The sequence below is a fragment of the Pseudoalteromonas luteoviolacea genome (assembly GCF_001696455.1).
GTDB lineage: Bacteria > Pseudomonadota > Gammaproteobacteria > Enterobacterales > Alteromonadaceae > Pseudoalteromonas > Pseudoalteromonas luteoviolacea_C.
Window position 1 is genome coordinate 626,989 of the sequence record NZ_MAUJ01000001.1, and the last position, 22,341, is coordinate 649,329.

Annotated in this window: 15 protein-coding genes; 11 read left to right on the plus strand and 4 right to left on the minus strand. The window is 42.3% G+C overall.

What is annotated here, in order from left to right; all coding sequences use genetic code 11:
- Position 1 precedes the first annotated feature (1 nt).
- The 5 genes from A7985_RS02705 to A7985_RS02725 all read left to right on the plus strand — a co-directional run bounded on the left by A7985_RS02705 (position 2) and on the right by A7985_RS02725 (position 11,618).
- Positions 2-514: an Lcl C-terminal domain-containing protein gene (locus tag A7985_RS02705; RefSeq protein ID WP_065788888.1), complete on the plus strand. Its 513-nt coding sequence runs from the start codon at positions 2-4 to the stop codon at positions 512-514.
- A gap of 6 nt (positions 515-520) precedes the next feature.
- Entirely contained in the window at positions 521-2,446 is a 1,926-nt protein-coding gene (locus A7985_RS02710; RefSeq protein ID WP_065788889.1) for a calcium-binding protein, read from the plus strand.
- Between the two features lie 22 nt (positions 2,447-2,468).
- The gene (locus tag A7985_RS02715) at positions 2,469-5,576 is read left to right on the plus strand and encodes a M4 family metallopeptidase (RefSeq protein ID WP_065788890.1); all 3,108 of its coding nucleotides are present in this window, start codon (positions 2,469-2,471) and stop codon (positions 5,574-5,576) included.
- A gap of 22 nt (positions 5,577-5,598) precedes the next feature.
- Positions 5,599-7,617 carry a Hint domain-containing protein gene (locus A7985_RS02720; RefSeq protein WP_065788891.1) on the plus strand — a complete coding sequence of 673 codons (2,019 nt, stop codon included), beginning with the start codon at positions 5,599-5,601 and terminating at the stop codon, positions 7,615-7,617.
- A gap of 239 nt (positions 7,618-7,856) precedes the next feature.
- Positions 7,857-11,618 carry a PKD domain-containing protein gene (locus A7985_RS02725; RefSeq protein WP_065788892.1) on the plus strand — a complete coding sequence of 1,254 codons (3,762 nt, stop codon included), beginning with the start codon at positions 7,857-7,859 and terminating at the stop codon, positions 11,616-11,618.
- 107 nt (positions 11,619-11,725) lie between these two features.
- On the opposite strand, the gene A7985_RS02730 is transcribed toward A7985_RS02725, so the two are convergent.
- Genes A7985_RS02730 through xthA form a run of 3 tightly spaced genes read right to left on the minus strand, consistent with a single transcriptional unit; the run spans position 11,726 to position 14,007 of the window.
- On the minus strand, positions 11,726-12,538 hold the full coding sequence (locus A7985_RS02730) for a putative RNA methyltransferase (RefSeq protein WP_065788893.1): 813 nt from the start codon (positions 12,536-12,538) through the stop codon (positions 11,726-11,728).
- A complete protein-coding gene (locus A7985_RS02735) occupies positions 12,535-13,158 on the minus strand; it encodes an energy-coupling factor ABC transporter permease (RefSeq protein ID WP_065788894.1) in 624 nt (207 codons plus the stop codon). The genes A7985_RS02730 and A7985_RS02735 overlap by 4 nt, the downstream gene beginning before the upstream one ends.
- A gap of 39 nt (positions 13,159-13,197) precedes the next feature.
- Complete coding sequence (xthA, locus tag A7985_RS02740) at positions 13,198-14,007, minus strand: exodeoxyribonuclease III (protein WP_065788895.1); 810 nt, start codon at positions 14,005-14,007, stop codon at positions 13,198-13,200.
- A gap of 239 nt (positions 14,008-14,246) precedes the next feature.
- On the opposite strand from xthA, the gene A7985_RS02745 reads away from it, so the two are divergent.
- From A7985_RS02745 to yccX, 3 genes are all read left to right on the plus strand, one after another.
- A complete protein-coding gene (locus tag A7985_RS02745; protein ID WP_065788896.1) occupies positions 14,247-14,690 on the plus strand; it encodes an exonuclease III in 444 nt (147 codons plus the stop codon).
- Positions 14,691-14,914: 224 nt separating this feature from the next.
- Complete coding sequence (locus tag A7985_RS02750) at positions 14,915-17,581, plus strand: TonB-dependent receptor plug domain-containing protein (RefSeq protein ID WP_065788897.1); 2,667 nt, start codon at positions 14,915-14,917, stop codon at positions 17,579-17,581.
- A gap of 178 nt (positions 17,582-17,759) precedes the next feature.
- Positions 17,760-18,026: an acylphosphatase gene (yccX, locus tag A7985_RS02755; RefSeq protein ID WP_065788898.1), complete on the plus strand. Its 267-nt coding sequence runs from the start codon at positions 17,760-17,762 to the stop codon at positions 18,024-18,026.
- Positions 18,027-18,145: 119 nt separating this feature from the next.
- Here yccX and A7985_RS02760 read toward each other — a convergent pair whose 3' ends face one another.
- On the minus strand, positions 18,146-19,432 hold the full coding sequence (locus A7985_RS02760) for a citrate synthase (protein WP_065788899.1): 1,287 nt from the start codon (positions 19,430-19,432) through the stop codon (positions 18,146-18,148).
- Positions 19,433-19,847: 415 nt separating this feature from the next.
- On the opposite strand from A7985_RS02760, the gene sdhC reads away from it, so the two are divergent.
- The 3 genes from sdhC to sdhA are packed head-to-tail and all read left to right on the plus strand — an operon-like array spanning position 19,848 to position 22,336.
- Positions 19,848-20,225, plus strand: a complete 378-nt coding sequence (sdhC, locus tag A7985_RS02765) for a succinate dehydrogenase, cytochrome b556 subunit (RefSeq protein WP_081227671.1) — start codon at positions 19,848-19,850, stop codon at positions 20,223-20,225.
- The gene (sdhD, locus tag A7985_RS02770; protein WP_065788900.1) at positions 20,216-20,563 is read left to right on the plus strand and encodes a succinate dehydrogenase, hydrophobic membrane anchor protein; all 348 of its coding nucleotides are present in this window, start codon (positions 20,216-20,218) and stop codon (positions 20,561-20,563) included. The genes sdhC and sdhD overlap by 10 nt, the downstream gene beginning before the upstream one ends.
- Positions 20,564-22,336 carry a succinate dehydrogenase flavoprotein subunit gene (sdhA, locus tag A7985_RS02775; RefSeq protein WP_065788901.1) on the plus strand — a complete coding sequence of 591 codons (1,773 nt, stop codon included), beginning with the start codon at positions 20,564-20,566 and terminating at the stop codon, positions 22,334-22,336.
- Positions 22,337-22,341: the final 5 nt, after the last annotated feature.

Sequence of the window (22,341 nt, forward strand, 5' to 3'; positions counted from 1 at the left end):
CATGGATAAGTTGATTTTCATTTTAGGTGTAATAGTGAGTGGACAGGCAATTGCAAATGCCAGCTGTACCAATGATGCACCAATAAGATTTGATAAAGCAGACAATCAAGTCTTGCTTGATAATAAGCATCGATTGATGTGGATGGACTGTGTCATAGACCCAACAACAAAAGCCTGTCTTAGCGACAGTCAAAGCGGGTTTTCATTGACGGGTAAGCAGGCATTAGAAGTAGCGACAAGCGTCACAATTGCAGGGCACAGTGATTGGCGGTTACCCAATGTCAAAGAGTTAGCCAGTTTATTTGCGCATGACTGCGAAGCTGACAATGCCAAGCTCGTTATGCAGCTGCCAGATCGACTTAACTATGTTTGGACTTCAACAACCGCATCGAGTGGGAGTTCAGCTGGTTTATTGGCACTTAGCACCGCGAGTACACAGCTCGTACCGTGGGCGATCAGTCGCAGTGGCCCAGCTATGCTGTTAGTTCGAAATATTGACCAAACGGTGGAGTAAATAATTATGTCGATAGTTATGTTAACACTCGCCACAGTGGCAATAGATCCGGGTCTTCCGAGGAGTTTGGAGCAACTGCCATTTGAAATAAGTCAAACGCCTTATGTGTATACCCGCAATGTTAGGTTAGTTAACAATTATGTCAGCGCGATCACCGTTCAGGGTGTGATTGAAGGTACGGATGGCGATGATACCCTCGTTGGAACTAATGGCACTGACGAAATCATTGGATATGCAGGCAATGATAAATTAGATGGTGGTCAAGGTAACGACATTCTGATCGCAGGTGAGGGAGATGATGAACTCATCGGTGGCAGTGGCGAAGATACCATGGTCGGTGAGAGCGGCGCGGATACTTTGTTTGGTGGTCAAGACAATGACAATTTACGTGGCGGTCAAGGTGATGATGTTGTTCATGGCGATGAAGGCGATGACAAACTATACGGAGACAGCGCAAACGACCAATTATTTGGTGGACAAGGAAAGGATCTACTATCAGGAGGAGAGGGAATTGACACTCTGAAAGGGGGATCTGGCAATGATGAACTCAAAGGAGGAGACGGAGATGACACGCTCTTTGGGGAAAGTGGAGATGACATTTTAAGAGGTGATGAAAGTCCGGGTTTTATAGGAAATGACTACTTGGATGGTGGCATTGGTGCCGACTTACTCTACGGTGGTGCAGGTGAAGACGAGTTACTAGGAAGCGATGGAAAGGACAAGTTGTGGGGAGGGGATGGTAAGGACCTTCTTTACGGCGGTAACCATGATGATGAGCTATTTGGCGATCATGGGGACGACAAGCTGTATGGCGAGTCTGGCAATGACACGTTAGAAGGTGGTGAGGGTGCCGATAGTCTTTATGGTGGTGCAAACGATGATCATCTTTTTGGAGACGACGGTAATGACACGCTTGATGGCGGCAGTGGCGTTGATTACGTCTACGGTAATTTTGGCGACGACAAGCTATATGGCGGTGATGGAAACGATGTCATTTCTGGCGGTGACGGTGATGACCACCTGTATGGTCAAAACGGCGACGACCTAATCGATGGAGATTGGGGAAATGACACTTTTTATAACTCACCAGGCATAGACTTAATGGATGGTCGCTATGGTGATGACACATTTATGCTGGATGATGCTGGGTTTAATCGACATCAAATATATGGCGGCCCAGGTACAGACACAATCCAAGTAAGTGGTGGGTTAAATCTTATCGCGCTGACGACACAGATTGAAGGTGTCGAAGTCTTAGCGGGCAATGACCAAAACAATCAACTTATCCCCGTCTATGGCATTTCTCGTATTGAAGGCAGAAAAGGGGATGATCACCTCTACGATTCGCACGGTAACGAGACGCTGTTGGGCGGCGAGGGGAACGATACGCTCAAAAGTACAGAAGGGCAAGATAAGCTTTTTGGCGAAGAAGGCGATGACGTCCTGATTGCGCATTCGGGCGCTGGAGAGTACTACGGTGGCAATGGCAATGACACGATCAAACTCAAATTACCAGTGGATTTGGTAGATGGTGGTTCAGGCAATGATGCAATTCACTTTGAAAACGATGCATCAATACTGATGCGTATTTCAGAGCTTCGAAATGTGCAATCAGTCGTAGGGAACTCAAAGCCAAACGTCCTAGAAATTCAAACCGTTACGCCAGGAAGCACAGTAAATGTAGACCTTGCTGAAGGCGTCGACCGCTTTGTTGCAGGCGTCATAGCCGATGACCGTTCTGGAGATACTTTTCAAGTTCATTATGGGACTACTTTTGACAACGGTGTCACATTGCAAACGAGTAACGCCACTTACCATTTAAAAAATGTTGAATTTATTTTGTATGAGCGAATTAGGCAGGGATATTTTGCCCAGTTCTTACTTAACTTAACAACAAAACAAGTCACGGTTATATCAGAACAACCGCTTTAAAATATTCTACAAGGAGAATAGTGTGAAACACCTAACTTGTGCTGCGAGCTTGGCGATTGCCGCTCTGCCTGCACTAGCTACTCAATACCAAGCTGTGCCTGCATTTACAGGTAACGCGACCATGGGCATCAATTGTGTTCATGCGCCGGGTACTGATTTGGTAACCAATAAAGCTGATAAATGCAGCCAATTTGTGCCGCCAACTAATCCAAGAATTGATGCACAATTTCCTACACCGCCTACGACCAATAATATTGTCTATCGTAACGCTCAGTCGAAATCATTTGCCGCGTTCGAGGGATACCCAATGGTGGTGGAAGTCGACCAAGGTAAATGTTATTTACGCAATGAGTTGGTAAATACCATCATCGCGGAGCGAAATGTTGCGCCTGAAGAATTTACGACTTACTCATATGATTGTCCAAATGGCAATGAAGAGAGCTATGACGACAGTAATATGCTTTACAAGTACATTGTCAGCGGCGCTTTTCAGCCACAAAACGATGCCCACTTATACGCCGGCATAACAATGCAGATGGCCGTGGATTATTTGTCTGAGTTGTATCCAGAACAAACATCCTTATGTCCTGCTTGGGATGCTCAGTACTGTATTAACCAAATGCAGCTTCGAGTTAATTATTCTGTCGATGGTCAAACTTATAGCAGTAGTTGGGATGGAACTTATGTGAATTTGGCTGCGGGTGGTAATGCTTTTGGTCAGTTTGCACATGGTAGCTCATTCGATATCGTATCCCATGAAATTGGCCACGCACTGTTAACGTGGAATAGTGATTTACAATACAGTGGTGGTGAACAATCAGCTGTACATGAAGCGTTTTCAGATATGACGACACTTGCAGCGCGCGATTATTTTTTCAAACATTTACAGCCCACGGCAGATGCTTTCCAAGACACGCCGTTTGGACAGTCATGGCAAAATGACCAAGCGAAAAAATGGTGGTTTGCAGCCGATCGTAACTTTAATGGTACGCCTTCTCGATACATCAACTTTCCTAGATTTGATCTAATCAGTGTTGATGATTACCGAGATATCGAGGAAGCATCGGGTCCGCATCAGAAGTCAGGTGTACTTAGTAAATTTTTCTATCTTCTGAGCAATCAGAATGGTTGGGATATTGAAAAAGCATACAAATTAGTACTTAGCGCAGCAAAGCAGTGTTTCAATTCAAATAGCGACATCGATCATGCTGGTTACTGTTTAGTGAGACAAGCGAATGATCCTGTTTTAGTTAGCACATTACTACAGCAAGTTGGTGTGACACCAAGCAACTCAGGGGTTAATAACTTGCAGTTTGATGTCACGAGACTATTAGACGAAGCAAAATACGAGATTACAGATCGTAGCTTTAGCAACAGTCAGGTTGATACTCTAAAAGTGCTAGTTAACGGTGTTGCCCAAGTAGACTGGACCAAGAATACCGGTCAAGGAAGCTACTCATCAGTGAAAAGCAGTCACGTGATGTTAGACAGCGGTGAAAGTGTCATTGAGCTAAAGGTAAGATTGACAAACGGGCAAGAAAAGAATGCCTATCGCATTGTCTACGGTGCTGACACGCCAAGGTGTGTCCCTGAGACAGCTGGCCTTGCACTTTCCAGTTTAACGGTGAACGGTCAAAGTGTGATTGCAAACTCGGGCTATACATTTGCTTCATTGCAGCAGCCAGTTTATTCGTTAAACCAGTTTATGGCTCAATTTGATGCACAATTAAATAATCGTCATGTAAATGTGTATGCTGACTTCAATCGCAATCGCGTTTTTGAAGAGAAGACCGATCTACTTAGTAACGAGCTGCTGTTATCACAGAGTAATGTAACCACTGAGGTTAATTTTGACTTCAGCAACTTCCAGCATATAGCTGCGGGTCCAATGTTGCTTCGTATCCGAATTGACGATGCAAAACAAAGTGGCTGTGCGAAAACTGCGACAGGGCAAGTTGTGGATCTGCTTGTAGACTTTGTGCAAGGTAGTGATATCAAGACGGTAGAGTTTACACATCAGCAAGTGAATGACTCAATGACGTTGACGGCATCGAGCACCGGTGTAGAAAACCCAACGTATAACTGGTACTTCAATGGCCAACAAGTTGCCCAAGATACGGCTGCAATCACGCGCCAGATGACGGAAACAACCACGGTACGTGTAGATCTGCTATCAAATGGTCAAGTGGTTCAAACTACCGAGCAAGATGTAACACCTGTAGCATCACCACGATTAAGCTTCAGCTGTACCGTCCAGCAGACTCAATGCCAATTCTCTGTACAACATGATGTTCTGACGGCTTCGCCGCGTTACTTGTGGAGTTTCGGAGACAGCTCCAATACTCAAACGACGCGTTATACAAATGAAACATTCGCGTTTGATTATCGAGAATACGGTCAATTTGATGTCACCTTAGATTTGTATTTGGATAGCGTAAATGCACGATTTACGGCGACTAACCGTGTTTATGTGGAATCATTACCTGATGGCGTTTCTTTCGATGTAAACGTGTCTCAAGATGACCCTCTAAAAGTCACGCTTACACCTCAGTTGGGCACGCTAAATATCTCGGATTTACGTTGGAATGTTGAGCGTGTTTGGCATCAGCCGCAGGATATGTCTGGTCCTTGGGATTATACATTCGCCCAATTTGGCACACATGATATTTATATGGCTTTAACCTTACCCAATGGCGCGATCCATACCATTAAACAGACCATTGTACTTGAAGACGTGACGCCACCTGAGGTGGTAACCATTAACAGCCTTGATGTAACGATGAAATACGGCTGGTGGAATAGTTGCTGGACAACGAAAACGATACGAGGAATACGTGATAATCACACTATAAATCACGCATATGACTACAGCAGAGGATGTGTTAATAAGATTGAGGTCGATGCGACAAGTAGCGCAAATTCGTCCATCAGAATGGAGTTCTGGATAGACGAAAATAAAAATGGTGTATATGAAGCACATGAAAGAAATAAATATGGCTCAAAATTGAGTTTATCAAGTAAGTCAGTAAACGTTTGTGTTGTTGCATACACGGACGAACAAGGTAGTTCAGCAGTACCATGCGTTCCGCAAGAAGGTGCGGACAGCATGCAATTTAAAATAGTGAAGTAATATATAAATTAAGGAGAATAAAATGAAACTTAGCTTTTTAGCGCTTACTGTTAGTTCGGCATTGGCATTTGGATCTGTCGCTGCGTTCGAACAACCAATAACTAAAAAAGTAAGCACGCCTATCGTTCAAGGTCTTAATGTACAAGATGGTGTTCAGTATGTAGACCCAGATAGTAAAGAAGCAATTGCTGAGATGGAGAAAATTTTCAAAGAAGCTGGTTGGAATGATAAAAACAGTCCACAGCTTTTCAAAGAGCTTCATACTCCTCAAGCAAAAATTGATGTGCAAGATGCGCGTTTTGTAAGAAGTTATAATAGTAGTGATACAACGGAAGCTGAACTAGAGTCTTACTTTAGCCACCTAGGTTTCAACATTGTTGGTGAAGGTGCTTCTAAACTGTTCAAAATTCGTTTGTTAAATGCTGAACCAAAAGCAACGAACCTGACGGTACTATCTATCAAATTAGTTAATGAGAAAGGTGAGCAAATCACAACTCAACAAACTGCACGTTTCTTTGGTGATGGTGGAGCGAACTTGAACCGTAAAGTATTAGGTGGTGAAGCGACAGTTGAAAGCGCATACGAGCATGTTAAGCGCGCAAAAGAGGTTTATGGTAAAGGTACTGCTTACGTTATGTTTGCAGATGGTACTAAGGTTCTGAAAAAGATTGATGTTAAGTATGACAAACATGCAATCTTAGGCATGTTAGCAAAAGAGCTTGGTTTGCCAGTTAACAATCGCCCTGCGAATGCACCAATGGTTATGGCTAAAGCTGATTTCGCTGAAGCAGCCGCTGGTGTTGGTATTGCGCAAGTTGACGCATTCCAACATGTTGTCGATCATCCAAAAGATTTCCGTAAAGCAGACGCAAACAAAAAGAATGTTGCGGGTCAAGACGGCGTTATCATGGTTTGTTTGAACCGTGACTACGGAGATTGTGACTACCCAATGGTCCAAGCGGGTGGTGATTACAATAATATTCCACACGTAACAATTCCATTTAAAGGTAGCATCACATTACCAACATACATTTCTCGTGTTTTATTTGAAGAGGATGATGTGCTAGCGGCACAAAATGTGCCACCTACAGATGTGATGATCCAATCAAAAGAAGCTTTCCACGATAAGTTATCGCTGCACAATGCAAACATGAAAGCGAAATTTGAGCAGTATTTCACAATTGACTATCGTTTTGACCAAGCGACTTGGTCGCCAGTAACAACGTTGAGCTGGGATATTCCTCGTGAAGCAGCATTATTCGCACGTCCAGGTATTTTCCAACGCCGCGCCGATGCATACTGGATCATGAACATTGCTCTTGAAGTAAACTGGATGGGTAACTTACAAGACGCAATGACTTACTTCGGTGCGACGCAGGAAGAGTATGATTATATTACTGGTTATACTTCTTACATCATCGCATCAGAAGAAGCGCCTGAATTACCAAAAGATATGGCTCGTTATGACCAAGCGCCACTTCAGTTCTCTTTCAGTTGTTTAGCAAAAGGCACGCAGATCTTGATGCCAAATAAACAGTCGAAAGCAGTTGAAACATTCAATGTTGGTGATCTTGTACTTGGTGCAAGTGAGTTTGAACCAGACAATACTGAAGTACTTAAAGTTGTTGATGTATCTGTGGGTGTAGAGCACTTACCTATGGTTAAACTAACTACTGAGCATGGCCAAACACTTACCCTAACTGAATCTCACCCTCTAGTGCGTGAAGGTGGTAAGGCTGTATGGGCATTGAACGTCGCTGAAGGTGATGTAATTCAAACTGCAAAAGGTCCTGCTAAAATCACTAAGTTCGAGAAGGTTGATTACAAAGATAATGTATATAACCTTAAACTCGCACGTGTAAATGGTAAGCAAGACGCAGGCGAAACTTTTGTCATGTTTGCTAATGGTGTTTCTGTTGGTGATTTAGCGATGCAAACAGAAAACGAGCTAGAAACTCACAAGGAAACGGTTGAAGAAGCATTACAGCGTATTCCTCAAGAGTGGCACGCTGACTACCTAAATAGTTTAGAAACTAAGTAACCGGTAACCCTTTAAAAAAGCTGGCTTTATGCCAGCTTTTTTATTCAAAGCGATTATATTGAGAAAATATAAGCGTATTATTTTAATTTAATTATTTAAAAAAGCTGATTAATCTACTTGTGCATTCACCGATATTAATCAGGGTGCTAGATAAAAAGTATTTTTTAAAGGAATGATTGTAGAACATAATAATTAGTTGTGTAAAATAGAGGTTAACTTAATGAAATAAGGACTAGGCAGTGCGCATACTAGGAAGTGTCGTTGCACTATTTGCTTGCTTCTCCGCAGCGAGTAGTCAATCATCAAATCAATTTCAAAATGAAATCAATCATTCACTCCCTGCTGATTCATCAAGTGTGGAAGCGATTAATAACTCATCTCCATTTAGTTATAAGCAAATCAAATCGGTAGCAATATCACAAGAAAGCAAGTTAGAGCACTACGCACTTTACTGGCGCGATATTAAAGTTTTGAATAGTGATATCGTATTACGTGTTGATAAGAGCTTTAATCGGAGAATTGTTTCAGGCACGTTACATCAAGCGGATACATTGCAGTTGAGTCTATTGAGTCGTCAATCAATGTCAAATGCGTACCCTCATGATATTGAGGCTTTGAAGGAAACTGCCGTTAAACGCTATGACGTTGATAAGTCAAAATTAAGGAATATAAAGCAGTTCGTCGCTAAAAACAGGCTTGGTAATTTATCTCCGGTATATCAATTAGAGCTAGTTGATAATAATAAACAAAGAAGAGTGATAACCTTTGATGCGTCTACGCTTGTGGTGACTGGCGATATTAATGCAACGGCGTCATTTATCTCGCCTCATTCAGAAAGTTATTATGCGGTTGCCACAACCACAGGTAATTATAAGCTGGGCCTCAATTGTCATCAATCACCTGATATGTCGACTGAACAATGTCAAAATACAGTACTGCCCAATGAGCACCCTCTAGCTCAATTATATTTTCCTATTGCACCTACAATCAGTAACCTGTATTTCAGAAACTCAGGAGAAGGGGCATTTTCTGAATTTTCTGGTTATCCAATGGTCGTTAAATTAGAAAATGGGCAGTGTATATATAGTAATAATTTAGTGGAAACTTATTATGGCAGCAGCAATACACCTCATGCCTACGACTGCTCTTCTGGAGTGACAGAGAGCCATGGCATTGAAGGCAGTCCTTACATATATTATTTGGCGAAAGGCGCAATTAAAGCAGTAAATGATGCGCACTTCTATGCAGGTGTAACCGCACAGGTTGTTTACGACCATTTCTCAAACCTATACCCAGAACAAAATGAGCGATGCCCTGAAGGTGGGAGCTATTGCCTGAATGTTATTAAACAAAGAGCTGATTCGGGACACATTAGTCAAAGTAGTTGGGATGGTGAGTTTACAAATTATGCCAGTGGCTTTAGAGGCGCACCTTTCCCACACGGGAGTTCTATTGATATTGTGGCACACGAGATCGGTCACGCTATTTTAGAGTGGAACACGGGGAACATCATTTCAAATGTTGATGATATAGGAGACAGTGATGGCACTAGATCACAAAGAAGTGCTTTACATGAAAGTTTTGCAGATATTACCGCTATTGCAGTGAAGGACCACTATTATAGAAACCTGCTTTCAGATCCATCTGAGTCTAATTGGACAAATACGCCCGTGTTTTCAAAATTATCTTCACAGGAAGAGTACTTTTGGGCAATAGGTTGGGATGCACGTATCAGAAATACATATTCCAGGTTTCTTAAGCAGCCAAGGCGAGACGGAGTTAGTATCGATGACTATCGTGACTTTGAAAGTGTGACAGGTTCGCATCAAAGGGCAGGGGCATTTAACAAGCTATTCTATTTAATTGCGACCAGCGACGAGTGGAATGTTGAGAGAGCCTATGGGCTAGTTATCAAGGCGATGACTGCCTGCTTTAATGAAACAACGGGGATGCTAGAGGCTGCTCAATGTCTAATCGAAGTCGCGAATGATGAAGACAAACAACAGATAGCGGCACTGGCTAAGCGAGTTGGACTTATTCCACAAGATAGTCGGGCCACCACCTTAGAGGTATCTATAGAGCGTCTATTTGAACAAGTTTCTTATCATATCGCAGATGAACGTTTGTCTGGCGATACCGTTGATAAACTGATTATACGCCAAGGCGAAGAGACCTTGTTAGAATGGATTCCCAACACTCAAAAAACTTGGTTGGAGGCCTCAAAAGGAGAGTTCACACTAAGTAAAGGCGACCATGAGTTGTATTGGCAGGCAGAATTAAACAACGGCTCAACGTTAGAGAGCTATCGCATTGCCTCACTCATTGAGCAAGCCATTTGCAAGCCTGAAAGCTCAGCCGCATCACATCTAAATAGCCTCACCGTAAATGGAGAAGCTCTTGAAGTAACGGGGGGATACGAACATGTCAGACTTGTCGACGCAGTATACTCACAAGCACCTTTGAAAATTCAGTTGCCTATAGATATCAGCCAGTTGCAAGTTAAGGCGTATATTGATTTGGATCGGAATGGTTACTTTGATACAGAGGAGATAGCTTTACCAACCGGCATAACAAATGAAATCGTATTACCAAAGGAACCCTTTGGTGAATTAAAACAAGGGCCAGCTTTAGTTCGGTTAGTTGTAGGGGAGCAAAATGGCACTTCAAGTTGTACAAGCGAAGCAGAAGCGCAAACCATCGATGTGAAGTTTGCCTATTTACAAGGAGAGTATATCGCGCCAGCGCTAAGTTTTGGATACAAGCAGTTTAACGACACCATCAACCTAGACGTTCCTCATCAATATAGCAATGCATATTCATTTAAATGGTTAATTGACGATGAGCAATTTGACACAGACAGCTACACCTTTTCAAAGCAGATGTCTCAAAGTGCAGAAGTGAGCTTAGTTCTGCTTAGAGATGACGAAGAGGTAAATCGTGTTACTCAGCAAGTTACCGTAGTGAACGCACCTAACTTTAACGTGCAATGTGCGCAAAATGGCACTGTCTGTCAACTTAATTTAAATTACGACAATGAACTAACGGGGGCTAAGTATAGATGGGAAGTTAATGGCGAAACGATTGAGCGAAGTGATTTATCTACATTTGAGTACGATTTTGAGGCATATGGTGAGTATGTAATTTCGGTATTAACCTTGGTAGATGACGGTGCCGTACAGTTCACATATGAAGAAACGATCGAGTTACACGAGGCCCCAGAGTTAGACATTAATGTCACTCAACAAAATATGAACTTTACATTCAATATTGGAGAAGCACTCCCTGAAGGGTATGAGCTAGTGTTGATAATAGACGGTGTCGAGTATCAACACGATGCGCTTGAAACTGTTATTGAAATTGCTAAAAAGCCAAATCAAATCTCCTATGTTGTGAAAAAGGGTGGCATTGTGATTAAACAAGAGCCGTTGCAACTTGAATACATAGATGACCCTCAATTGTCTATTGATTGCTTACTTGAGGGCAGCACTTGCCAATTTACTTCTGAGCATGCGGATTTAGGGGAAAACCTGACATATCATTGGGATTTCGGCAATGGAGAGACGGCGATAACTGAAACGCCAACTGTTTCACATTCATATGAATACTCAGACACCTATATTGCAGCCTTGAAGCTAGTAGTGAATGAAGGTGCAGAGTTTACAGTGAGCACGGAGCTGACAATAGATAATCCAATTTCTACTTTTGAAGTAAGCTCAAGCCAACACAATCGAACGATTAAATTAGAAGTAACAGGTGAAACCTCGTCCGATATGAGCTTTGTTTGGTCTATTGGTTCCGAAAGACTATCTGGAAAAGTCGTCAGTTTTGATATTGCAGAACTAGGGGGTGAATACAATGTCCAGCTGCAAATACTGAAAAACGACGGTATCGTAAAAGAGATCAATAAAGTGGTGGTTGGACATCCTGATATAGGTTTAGACTTTGTTTGGAAGTTACATCGACCAAACACGTTGAATTTCGAGTTTTCTGTGTCTAAGTAATTCGTAAACCGGTTTTCAGACAGTAAATGCCCGATTGAGCAGCAGCTTATCGGGCATTCGCTTTTAGAGCGTTCAAAGCAATTATAAATCAGTTTTAAACAGTCGCTTTATTGCGGATGTGTTTTTCTGAATTGGGTAACCAAGAATGACAGAGTGATATCGTGGTGGGTTTTGCTTGATAATGCTTCAAAATGGGAATCTTTAAACTTCCAAGCAAAAGGCGTCATTTTTATTAAATTAAATATGACTTCAGTAGAAATGGAGTGTACTTCCTGGAACAATGTTTGTTCCGTTTCAATAAACCCTTCTGGGCAACCGGGCGATTCATGTAAACGCACTTCATCATATATGTGTTGTTTTAATTCATACAGGTGATGAGGACCTGGACTTACGATTATCAACGTGCCCGCAGGTGACAAAAGCCTTGCAGATTCTTTGTCAAAAACAGGGGCAAATATGCTCAAAACGACATCGGCTAACGCATCTTCAAAGGGGGCGTCTTTACTAGAAGCAACACTAAAGTTAGGTTTATCATAGCGTTTTGCTGCGTACTTGATCGCAGGTTTACTGATGTCTAAACCATAAATTGATGACTTTCCATCCAACTCATTGGCGATTGCTTGTGTATAGAACCCCTCTCCACACCCTAAATCAATCACCGTTTTTGGTTGTTTACTTGCTACAAGGCTGGCTAATGACCGTTGTAAAAATTGATAGTGAGGTGTGGCAAAAAACGCTCTTCTCGCTTGCACCATGTCTAAGTTGTCCCCTGGTTGCTTTGAGCGCTTAAATTGCACTGGCAACAGGTTTATATAACCTTCTTTTGCAAAGTCGAATTGATGACGGTTAGTACACCCTAAACTATTGCCTATTTGGACAAGTGATTCAGAGCATATTGGGCAACGGTATTCTAAAGTCATCTATCTAGGTATTCCTTATCATAAAAGGTTCTCACCCAATGAGGGCGATAAGTGATCAAGAGAGTTATGGCCATACCGTTTAGCATAGCTTCGGGAAACCACATGATCACGGCATAAAACATATAATTGCTTGTTAATACGTACCAGTCGTATTGGTCAATTGACCAATAGTATGCGCCAGAAAAGATAATTTTAATTGCAGCAACTAAACCGGCAGATATAAACGAACAAACAAAGATATAAATAAAAAAATGGCGCGGTAAATAGTGATAACACAACAGAAACAATGCATAACTTAGATAAACAGGCAGGATCCCGTTTAACAGCCAAAATGAGAAAAAGCTCACTTCGAAAGATGCTAAGAAATAGCAAAATATTGTGGCCAGCAACGTACTAAATAAGGACAACCGCCAGCCAAGGATCAAAGTTACCGCCGTTACGGCCAGTATATGGATGTTTAGGTCCGGTAATATGCCAGCTTTGATCTGCCATAATAGGGCCATTATCAATGCACAACTTAAGACGCCGATTTGTCTTTGCGGAGTTCTTAATAGTGCTTCGTACTGTAGTTTGTCTAAGCTGAGTACGAATGCAATTAAAGCAAACACAAAAGTCGTCATGATCTAACATCCAAATATTGGTTACGTATTGTTTAACAGCTAGATCTCAAAAGTCGCCCAGATAGGAGCATGGTCTGAAGGCTTTTCGATCCCTCTTAACTCATAATCGATATCACTTTCTTGACATACTTGCATTAGACTTTCTGTGGCCAATACAACGTCTATTCTTAGTCCGCGATTGTCATTAAACCCTTTTGAGCGATAGTCGAACCACGAGAACTTATCTTCTACTTCTGGTGTCAGTTCTCTAAACGTATCTTTGAAGCCCCAGTCCATTAATGTTTTTAGCCATTCTCTTTCTTCAGGTTGAAAAGAGCATTTGCCAGTTTTTAACCAGCGCTTACGATTCGCTTCGCCAATACCGATATCGCTGTCAGTTGGAGAAATGTTGATATCTCCCATCACCACTAGATTACTATCTGGTTTCTCGTACGTATTGAGGTGGGTCATTAAATCTTTATAAAACTGACGCTTGTAAGGGTACTTTGTTTCATGGCTGATGTTGTCTCCTTGCGGGAAGTACCCATTCATTACCGTAACATCATTGCCATTTGCACTCTCAAAAGTGCCAGTTATCATTCGTTTTTGAGCTTCGTCTGTGTCCGTTGTGAATCCCTTTTGAATTGATTTTGCGGGCATTTTGGATAACAAAGCAACGCCATAATGCGCTTTTTGGCCATGGAAATAGACGTGGTAGCCCATGGCTTCTACATCTTCTATTGGAAACGCTTCGTCATGTACTTTAATTTCTTGTAGGCCAATCACATCCGGCTGATGTTTATCTATGATGGCTTGTAATTGGTGCAGGCGGGCGCGCAGACCATTGATGTTGAATGAGATGATTTTCATATTTTAAGTTTAGAGAGTAAATAATGTAGAAGTGTATCATTTTGCTCTTTGAAAAGGGAAAAAACTATGTTTCCTGATACTTAGAGTTGTTAATTAAAGGGGAAAATTTAGCAGCTTTGAAGCATGAGTTTATTGGGATGTAAATAGCTCATTAAATGTTCAAAAAAGTTTATATTTGCCATTTACAAGGTTTAAATTGGCTATATAATGCGCACCAATTCGTTCTTTCGAGGTAAATTATGTTTAAGTCTCTCTCTATTGCTACTCTTGTTACTATCGCTTCAACTTCTGCATTTGCTGGCGGCAGCCAGAATTTTGTAGCGAGCGATGCTTCTGCAATTTCAAAAGTATGTGAAGTTGCTGCAAACCAAGGTTTGAGTGCTGCTCGCAAATTTGGTGCGCAACAAGGCGTGTTCATCTCACGCTTTTCACCATCAGTAGAGTGCAATGGTGAAGATATTCGTACATTCGCAAAATCTCATCAGGGTGTGCAAAATTCTCAACAATCAGTCAAAGCTAAATTAGTTGCTGAGAACGCATCTAGAGCAACTGAGCTATGTATGAAAGCTGCAAAAGAAGGTGTAGCTAGCTTACACAAGTACCGCAGCCAAGCTAGAGGCTTGAAGTGTAATAATTTACCTGTAAAACAATTTGTTAAAGAAGTTAAAAATACAGCTATCTAACAAGATTTTAATTGTTTTAAGCCCAGCTAAATAGCTGGGCTTTTTTTTGCTTAAATTTTATCAAAGTCGCTACCTCTATGCCTTGCAGACTAACAAGGTTAAATTTATGAATTGATAAAGAGGAAGAATGTAAATTCTTTTGGGTGTTTTTATTGTTTTTATTGTTTTTTTAGTGTGTTATAAAAGTTAAAAAGATGTTTTATACACTACGGAGAATAAAGATAATGAAAAAGGGGATTACGCTAATAGCATCTTCAGTTAGTTTTGCATTGCTTGGGGGAGCAAGTATCGCAAATGCAAATGAATCTGAGGTTGAACGTATAGAAGTGACGGGCTCACATATCAAACGTTCGGATTTAGAAGGGCCTTCACCGATACAGACTATTTCAGCAGGCGATTTAGCAGCGACAGGATCTACAGATCTGATCGGTGCACTACAAAAACTACCTGTTGCAGGTGCAGGTACGTTTAGTACCCAAGGTAACTCAAGTGACGATACGGCCAATGGCGGTTCGAGTGTCGCACTTCGTGGGTTAGGTGCTTCTTCAACATTGGTACTGATTAATGGTCGCCGTGTTGCTGTAAGTCCATTTGCAAAAGACATTGAGACTTCATTTGTTGATTTAAATACCATTCCGGTTTCTTCAGTGAAAAGAATCGACGTGCTAAAAGACGGTGCATCAGCAACTTATGGTTCGGATGCGGTTGCCGGGGTTATTAATATTATCTTGCGTGATGATATTGATGGATTTGAAGTTGCAGGTAAAATTTCTGATACGGCCGATGGTGGTGCAGAAGAGGAGAACTTTACCTTACTTTGGGGCAGCTCAACAGATAAAGGGCACCATAACTTTTCACTAGACTACTTCAAACGTGGCGACGTATTTTATGCTGACCGTGATTACGCCTCTACTGCAGATCAAAGATTTAGAGGGGGTAATAACGCACTAAGTTCATCAGGTTTCCCTGGCAGTATTGAAGTTGTAAGAAACCAACTTACTGATGCGCAATGGGAAGCACTACCGGTAACGCGCGTTGAAGATGATGGCACAAAAGTGAGACAAACCATCTTTGCTGATGTTTGGGGCAATGATAAATGTCCTGAAAATATGATCATTGGTGATATTTGTCGCTATGATTATGCACCACATATGACACTCATTCCTTCTACTGAGCGCATTAGCTTTAACTATAATGGCGTGCAAGAAATTATGGATGGGGTAGAGGGCTTTGCTGAATTTTCTGCGCAACATACATCTACGTTCATTCAAGGTGCCGCTAGCCCAAGCTTTACTGAGTTAACGATGGCTGGCGATAACCCGAATCACCCGCTTGCTGCATTGCCTGACCACTTTTTACACGGCGTAGATATTTCGATGCGTCGCCGTACTGTTGACATTGGCAATCGTAAGAAAGACGTAGATTCTGAATACTATCGTGCAGTTATGGGTATGCGCGGCGAGTTCAAGGAGTGGGACTGGGAGTTTGCCTATTCAGCAATCCGTTCAAGTGCAGTAGAAAAAGGTTTCGATGGTTTCCCAAATAAACTCAGAGCACAAGCGGCAATTGATAGTGGTGAATGGAACCCATTTGAACCTAGTCAAAATACTCAAGCTGCGCTGGATAAAATTGAGACAACCACTACGCGTTACGGTGCATCTACCATGCAGTCTTTCGATGCAACGATTTCGGGCGAGTTATTTGAGTTTGGTGATGGCTACGTTGCTGCAGCATTTGGTTTAGAGCACCGCTATGAGAAAATTGAAGACAATCCTGATGCCCAGTATTTAAATAATGAGATCTTTGGTACAGAAGCAACGCAAGCGAATGGTGACAGAGACAATACGGCGCTATTTGCTGAATTTAATGTACCAGCTACTGAAAATTTAGAACTACAGTTGGCATTAAGGTACGAGGATTATAGTGACTTTGGCAACACAACAGATCCGAAAGTCGCATTTCGTTGGACACCGACAGACGAAATCGTAGTACGGGGCTCTTGGGGGACTGCATTCAGAGCGCCGTCTCTCGTTCAACTCCACCTTGGTAGAACTGATGAATCGCCAAGCGTAATCGATAGAGATCGTTGTGTCATTACTAAAGACCCACTGGATTGTGAGCCATTCGAATATACGGCAGAAGTGGCTGGTAACAAAAATCTGCAACCGGAAGAGTCAACAAACTATAACCTTGGGGTTATTTGGCAGGCGACGGACGACTTTAGTGTAGGCGTTGATTACTGGAACTATGATCAAGAAAACTTAATTAAGAAAATTGGCGCACAAGATATCGTAGATTGTTGTGGTGATGATCCAAACTTGGTGATAAGAGAAGCGAGCACTGGTGCAACACCAGGGCGAATTCGCCAAATCAACGACACATTCGTCAACATTGGTGGCCGCAAAACGGATGGTATTGACCTTGATCTGGAGTACAGGCTCGAAACGCAAGGTTTGGGTGAGTTCAAGTTTGGTTATAACGTAACCTATGTCTTGAACTTTGATGAAGAGCTAATTCGAACAGACGAAAATGGCAATTCTGTATCAGTTATCATAGATGAAAACGGCGAGTATCAACATCCAGATCTGCGTTGGAATGCGCGAGTAGATTGGGCTCTTGACGATTGGATTGCTAATTTCAGCGTGAATTATATTAATTCATACAATGATTTGGCTGACAGTGCAGGAAATAAATTTGAAATTGATTCTTGGACTACAATCGATACAAGCGTGACATATGTTGGCTTTGACAAACTTACAGCAACGCTGGGTGCATCTAACCTAACAAATGAAGAAGCGCCATTTGCGCCTTCTGAGTCTATGGGCGTAGATAACAAGACTCACAGTATATTAGGTCGCCAAGTGTACGTGAAGTTTGCTTATAAATTCTAATCAAAAGCAACTTCGAGCATTTGAAACCTAAAGGCCCCAACGGGGCCTTTTTATATGCATCACTGTAAGTCATGGAATGTGATATTTCGTTCGTAATAAATGTGCCTTTTTCGAGAGCTTCAATTCCCGTAAGTTGGAAACTAAGCTTGTAATTTAAGTTATCAATGAGTTCGGTTAAATGAAAAGTTCAAAATTTATCGTAACAGGCGTAGTACAAGGTGTCGGCTTTCGCTATCACACCAAGCAAAGGGCAGTGAGACTCGGTCTATTTGGGTTCGCGAAAAACTTGCCAGATAGAAGTGTCGAAGTTGTTGTGTTTGGAGAGCAGTGTAAAATTGACGAACTGGCTATTTGGTTACAACAAGGCCCTACACTAGCAAGTGTTGACAGTGTAAGAGAAGAGGATACTGTCCAAGAAATCTACACAAGTTTTGAGATTTATTAAATTTGAATAAAATAATTGAGTCACTTATAGTGTAAAGAAATTAGTACGATTTAAAGGTGTGGTTAAAAAAAAGCCGAAAAAAAAGGGCGTTTAAGCCCTTTTTCTATACAAAGCGATGATTAACGTTCGCCTTGATCCTCATAGTCACGTGCAGTATAGCCTGTGTATAGCTGACGTGGGCGACCAATTTTGTGGCCTGCTTGAGATAGCATTTCGTTCCAGTGAGAAATCCAACCAACAGTGCGAGACATCGCAAAGATGACTGTGAACATACTTGTTGGAATACCAATTGCTTTCAAGATGATACCTGAGTAGAAGTCTACGTTAGGGTATAGTTTCTTTTCAACGAAGTATGGGTCTTCTAGCGCAATTTGCTCTAGTTTCATTGCTACGTCTAGAAGCGGGTCTTGGATGTTAAGCTCTTCTAAAACTTCGTGGCAAGTTTGACGCATTACAGTTGCGCGTGGATCGAAGTTTTTGTACACGCGGTGACCAAAGCCCATTAGACGGAACGGGTCGCTCTTGTCTTTCGCTTTAGCTACATACTCGTCGATACGGTCAACAGAACCAATCTCTTCAAGCATGTTTAGACACGCTTCGTTTGCACCGCCGTGAGCAGGGCCCCAAAGTGAAGCAATACCTGCAGCAATACAAGCATAAGGGTTTGCACCAGATGAACCAGCTAAACGAACTGTCGAAGTCGAAGCGTTTTGCTCATGGTCAGCATGAAGCATGAAAATACGGTCCATTGCTTTTGCCAACACTGGGCTTACTTTGTACTCTTCAGCTGGTACTGAGAACATCATGTGTAGGAAGTTCTCTGCATAGCTAAGGTCGTTACGAGGATATACAAATGGTTGGCCTACGTTGTACTTGTATGCCATTGCAGCGATTGTAGGCAGCTTAGCAACTAGCTTAGTTGCACAGCGCATACGCTGCTCTGCATCCGAAATGTCTAAGTCGTCGTGGTAGAAAGAAGACAAAGCACCAACTACACCACAAAGCATAGCCATTGGATGAGAATCAACACGGAAACCTTGGAAAAACGCTGCGATTTTCTCGTGCATCATAGTATTGCGTGTGATTTCATCAGAGAAAGTTGCAAGCTGTTCTGTGTTTGGTAGTTCACCGTTTAATAGTAGGTAGCAAAGCTCAATGTAGTTTGAGTTTTCTGCCAATTGTTCAATTGGATAGCCACGGTGTAAAAGTACACCCTTCGCGCCATCGATGTAAGTAATAGATGATTCACAAGAGCCAGTCGACATGAAACCAGGGTCGTATGTGAAGAAGCCGTGAGCACCTAACGTACGAACGTCGATAACATCTTGGCCTGCTGTGCCAGAGTGGATCGGTAGTTCGATTGGATCGTGCCCATCAATATGGACTGTGGCTTTCTTATCTGCCATCTATCTTATCTCCTATGAAATAACAACATTCTGATTGTTATGTTGTGATACTAATGTTAAGCAAATTCAGATCATTGTAACTTATAAATGGGGTGAAAAGTCAATTTTTCTCAGAATTATGCAAAAATGTATAATAAATATTCTAAGCAGATTAAATATTATACCATTGGCTAATTCGCAAGCGTACGAAACTAAACAAGAATTGTAAAAACACGGATAGCCTTATATACTGTCAACGGTTTTATACCGTGTCGTCTGTGGGTAAACCTATTTTTACATCGAAGTTTTACAGGCAAGTGATCTTTTAAGTGTTTAAACAGGTTTATCTAGAGTGTGCCATTTGTGCATGTCGTGCAAGTGGGTTGATAAAAACAAGTAGATGAAGCTCTAATCGAGCAAAGATGGGCAAGTAACTGTGAAAAAGCAAAGACCTGTAAATCTAGATCTTACGACTATATCTATGCCGCCAACGGCAAAGGCGTCGATATTACATCGTGTCACTGGTGTCGCGTTGTTCTTCGCGCTGACATTTGTCATTTGGGCGTGGTCTGAATCTCTCTCTTCTCCTGAAGGTTTTAACTTTGTAAAAGAGCTTATGACTGGCTTTATTGCAAAGTTTATTGCGTGGGGCACCTTCGCTGTATTGTCTTACCACATCATTGGCGGTATCCGTCACATGATCCAAGACATGGGGCACTGGGAAGAATTAGAGTCAGGCAATGCAAGTGCTAACATTGCAATCGCTCTATGGGTAATCGTGGCTATCCTTGGTGGAGTGTGGATATGGTCTTAAATCAAGCAACTCTTAAACGTGATGGTGTACAAGATTATGTATCACTTCGCGCTACAGCATTAATCATTGCAGCATACGCTGTATTTATTGTTGGCTACCTAGCATTAACTCCTGAACTAACGTATGAAGCTTGGTCTGGGCTATTTGATAACCTAGCAATGAAAGCGGCAACTATTATTACTTTAGTTTGTATAATGGTTCATACTCGTATTGGCCTATGGCAAGTACTGACTGATTACGTTAAGTGCTCAACGATGCGTACAGTTTTAGGCTTTGTATTGAATCTAATGGCACTTGCATACGTTGCTGTTGGTTTGTTTGTTCTGTGGGGTGTTTAAGTGAAATATAATGTCCGTGAATTTGATGCTGTAGTTGTTGGCGCCGGTGGTGCAGGCATGCGTGCAGCACTAGCGATTTCTGAGTCTGGTAAGACATGTGCGCTTATTTCAAAAGTATTCCCAACGCGTTCTCATACTGTATCTGCGCAAGGCGGTATTACTGTTGCGCTAGGTAATTCTCACGAAGATAACTGGGAATGGCACATGTACGATACTGTTAAGGGTTCTGATTACATCGGTGACCAAGACGCTATCGAATACATGACTAAAACAGGTCCTGAAGCTATTACTGAATTAGAAAACATGGGTCTACCATTTTCTCGCTTTGAAAATGGCCGTGTTTATCAACGTCCTTTCGGTGGTCAGTCTAAGCACTTTGGTGGCGAGCAGGCTGCACGTACAGCAGCGGCGGCTGACCGTACTGGTCACGCACTTCTTCACTGCCTATACCAACAGAACGTTAAAAACAAAACTAACGTATTCTCTGAGTGGTACGCACTTGATCTAGTTAAAAATGACAAGGGCGATGTTGTTGGTGTTACTGCAATCGAAATCGAGACTGGTGAAGTTGTATACTTCAAGTCTAAGGCTGTAGTACTCGCGACTGGTGGTGCTGGTCGTATCTATGCATCTACAACAAATGCACACATCAATACTGGTGACGGTGTTGGTATGGCTGTGCGTGCTGGTATCGGCATGCAAGACATGGAAATGTGGCAGTTCCACCCAACGGGTATCGCAGGTGCGGGTACGTTGGTAACTGAAGGTTGTCGTGGTGAAGGTGGTTACCTTCTAAACAAAGATGGCGAGCGTTTCATGGAACGTTATGCGCCTAACGCAAAAGACCTTGCGGGTCGTGACGTTGTTGCACGTGCAATGATGACAGAAATTCGTGAAGGCCGCGGTTGTGAAGGCCCTTGGGGTATTCACATTAAACTTAAGCTTGATCACCTTGGTGAAGAAATGCTTAACCTTCGTCTTCCTGGTGTTTGTGACCTGTCTAAGACTTTCGCGCACGTTGATCCAGCTAAAGAGCCAATCCCGGTAATCCCAACTTGTCACTATATGATGGGTGGTGTACCAACAAACGTTAACGGTCAGGTACTTGACGTTGATGTAAACGGTAAAGAGCGTATCGTAGAAGGTCTATTCGCGGTAGGTGAAATCGCATGTGTATCTGTACACGGTGCAAACCGTCTAGGTGGTAACTCACTACTAGACTTGGTTGTATTCGGCCGTGCTGCTGGTAACTTCTTAGGTTCTTACCTGAAAGACTTCGAGTCAACTGGTGAAGCGTCTACAGACGATGTTGATGCGGCTTTCGCTCGCTATAATCGTTGGGAGACGTCAGAAGTTGGTAAAGGCGAAGATCCGGTACAAATTAAGAAAGACTTACAAGAGTGTATGCAACTTAACTTCTCGGTATTCCGTGAAGGTGACTCTATGGCGGATGGCTTGAAAGAGCTTAAAGAAATCCGTGAGCGTCTTCAGTATGCGCGTCTTGACGACAAGTCAACTGAATTCAATACACAACGTATCGAGTGTCTAGAATTAGACAACTTAATGGAAACAGCATACTCAACTGCGGTTGCTGCAAACTTCCGTACTGAGAGCCGCGGTGCGCACTCGAGATTTGACTTCCCAGATCGTGATGACGAAAACTGGCTATGTCACTCAATGTATCACCCAGAGAGCGAGTCAATGACAAAGCGTGATGTAAACTTTGCGCCGACGACTCGTGAAGCATTCCCACCTAAAGCTCGTACGTACTAGGAGTT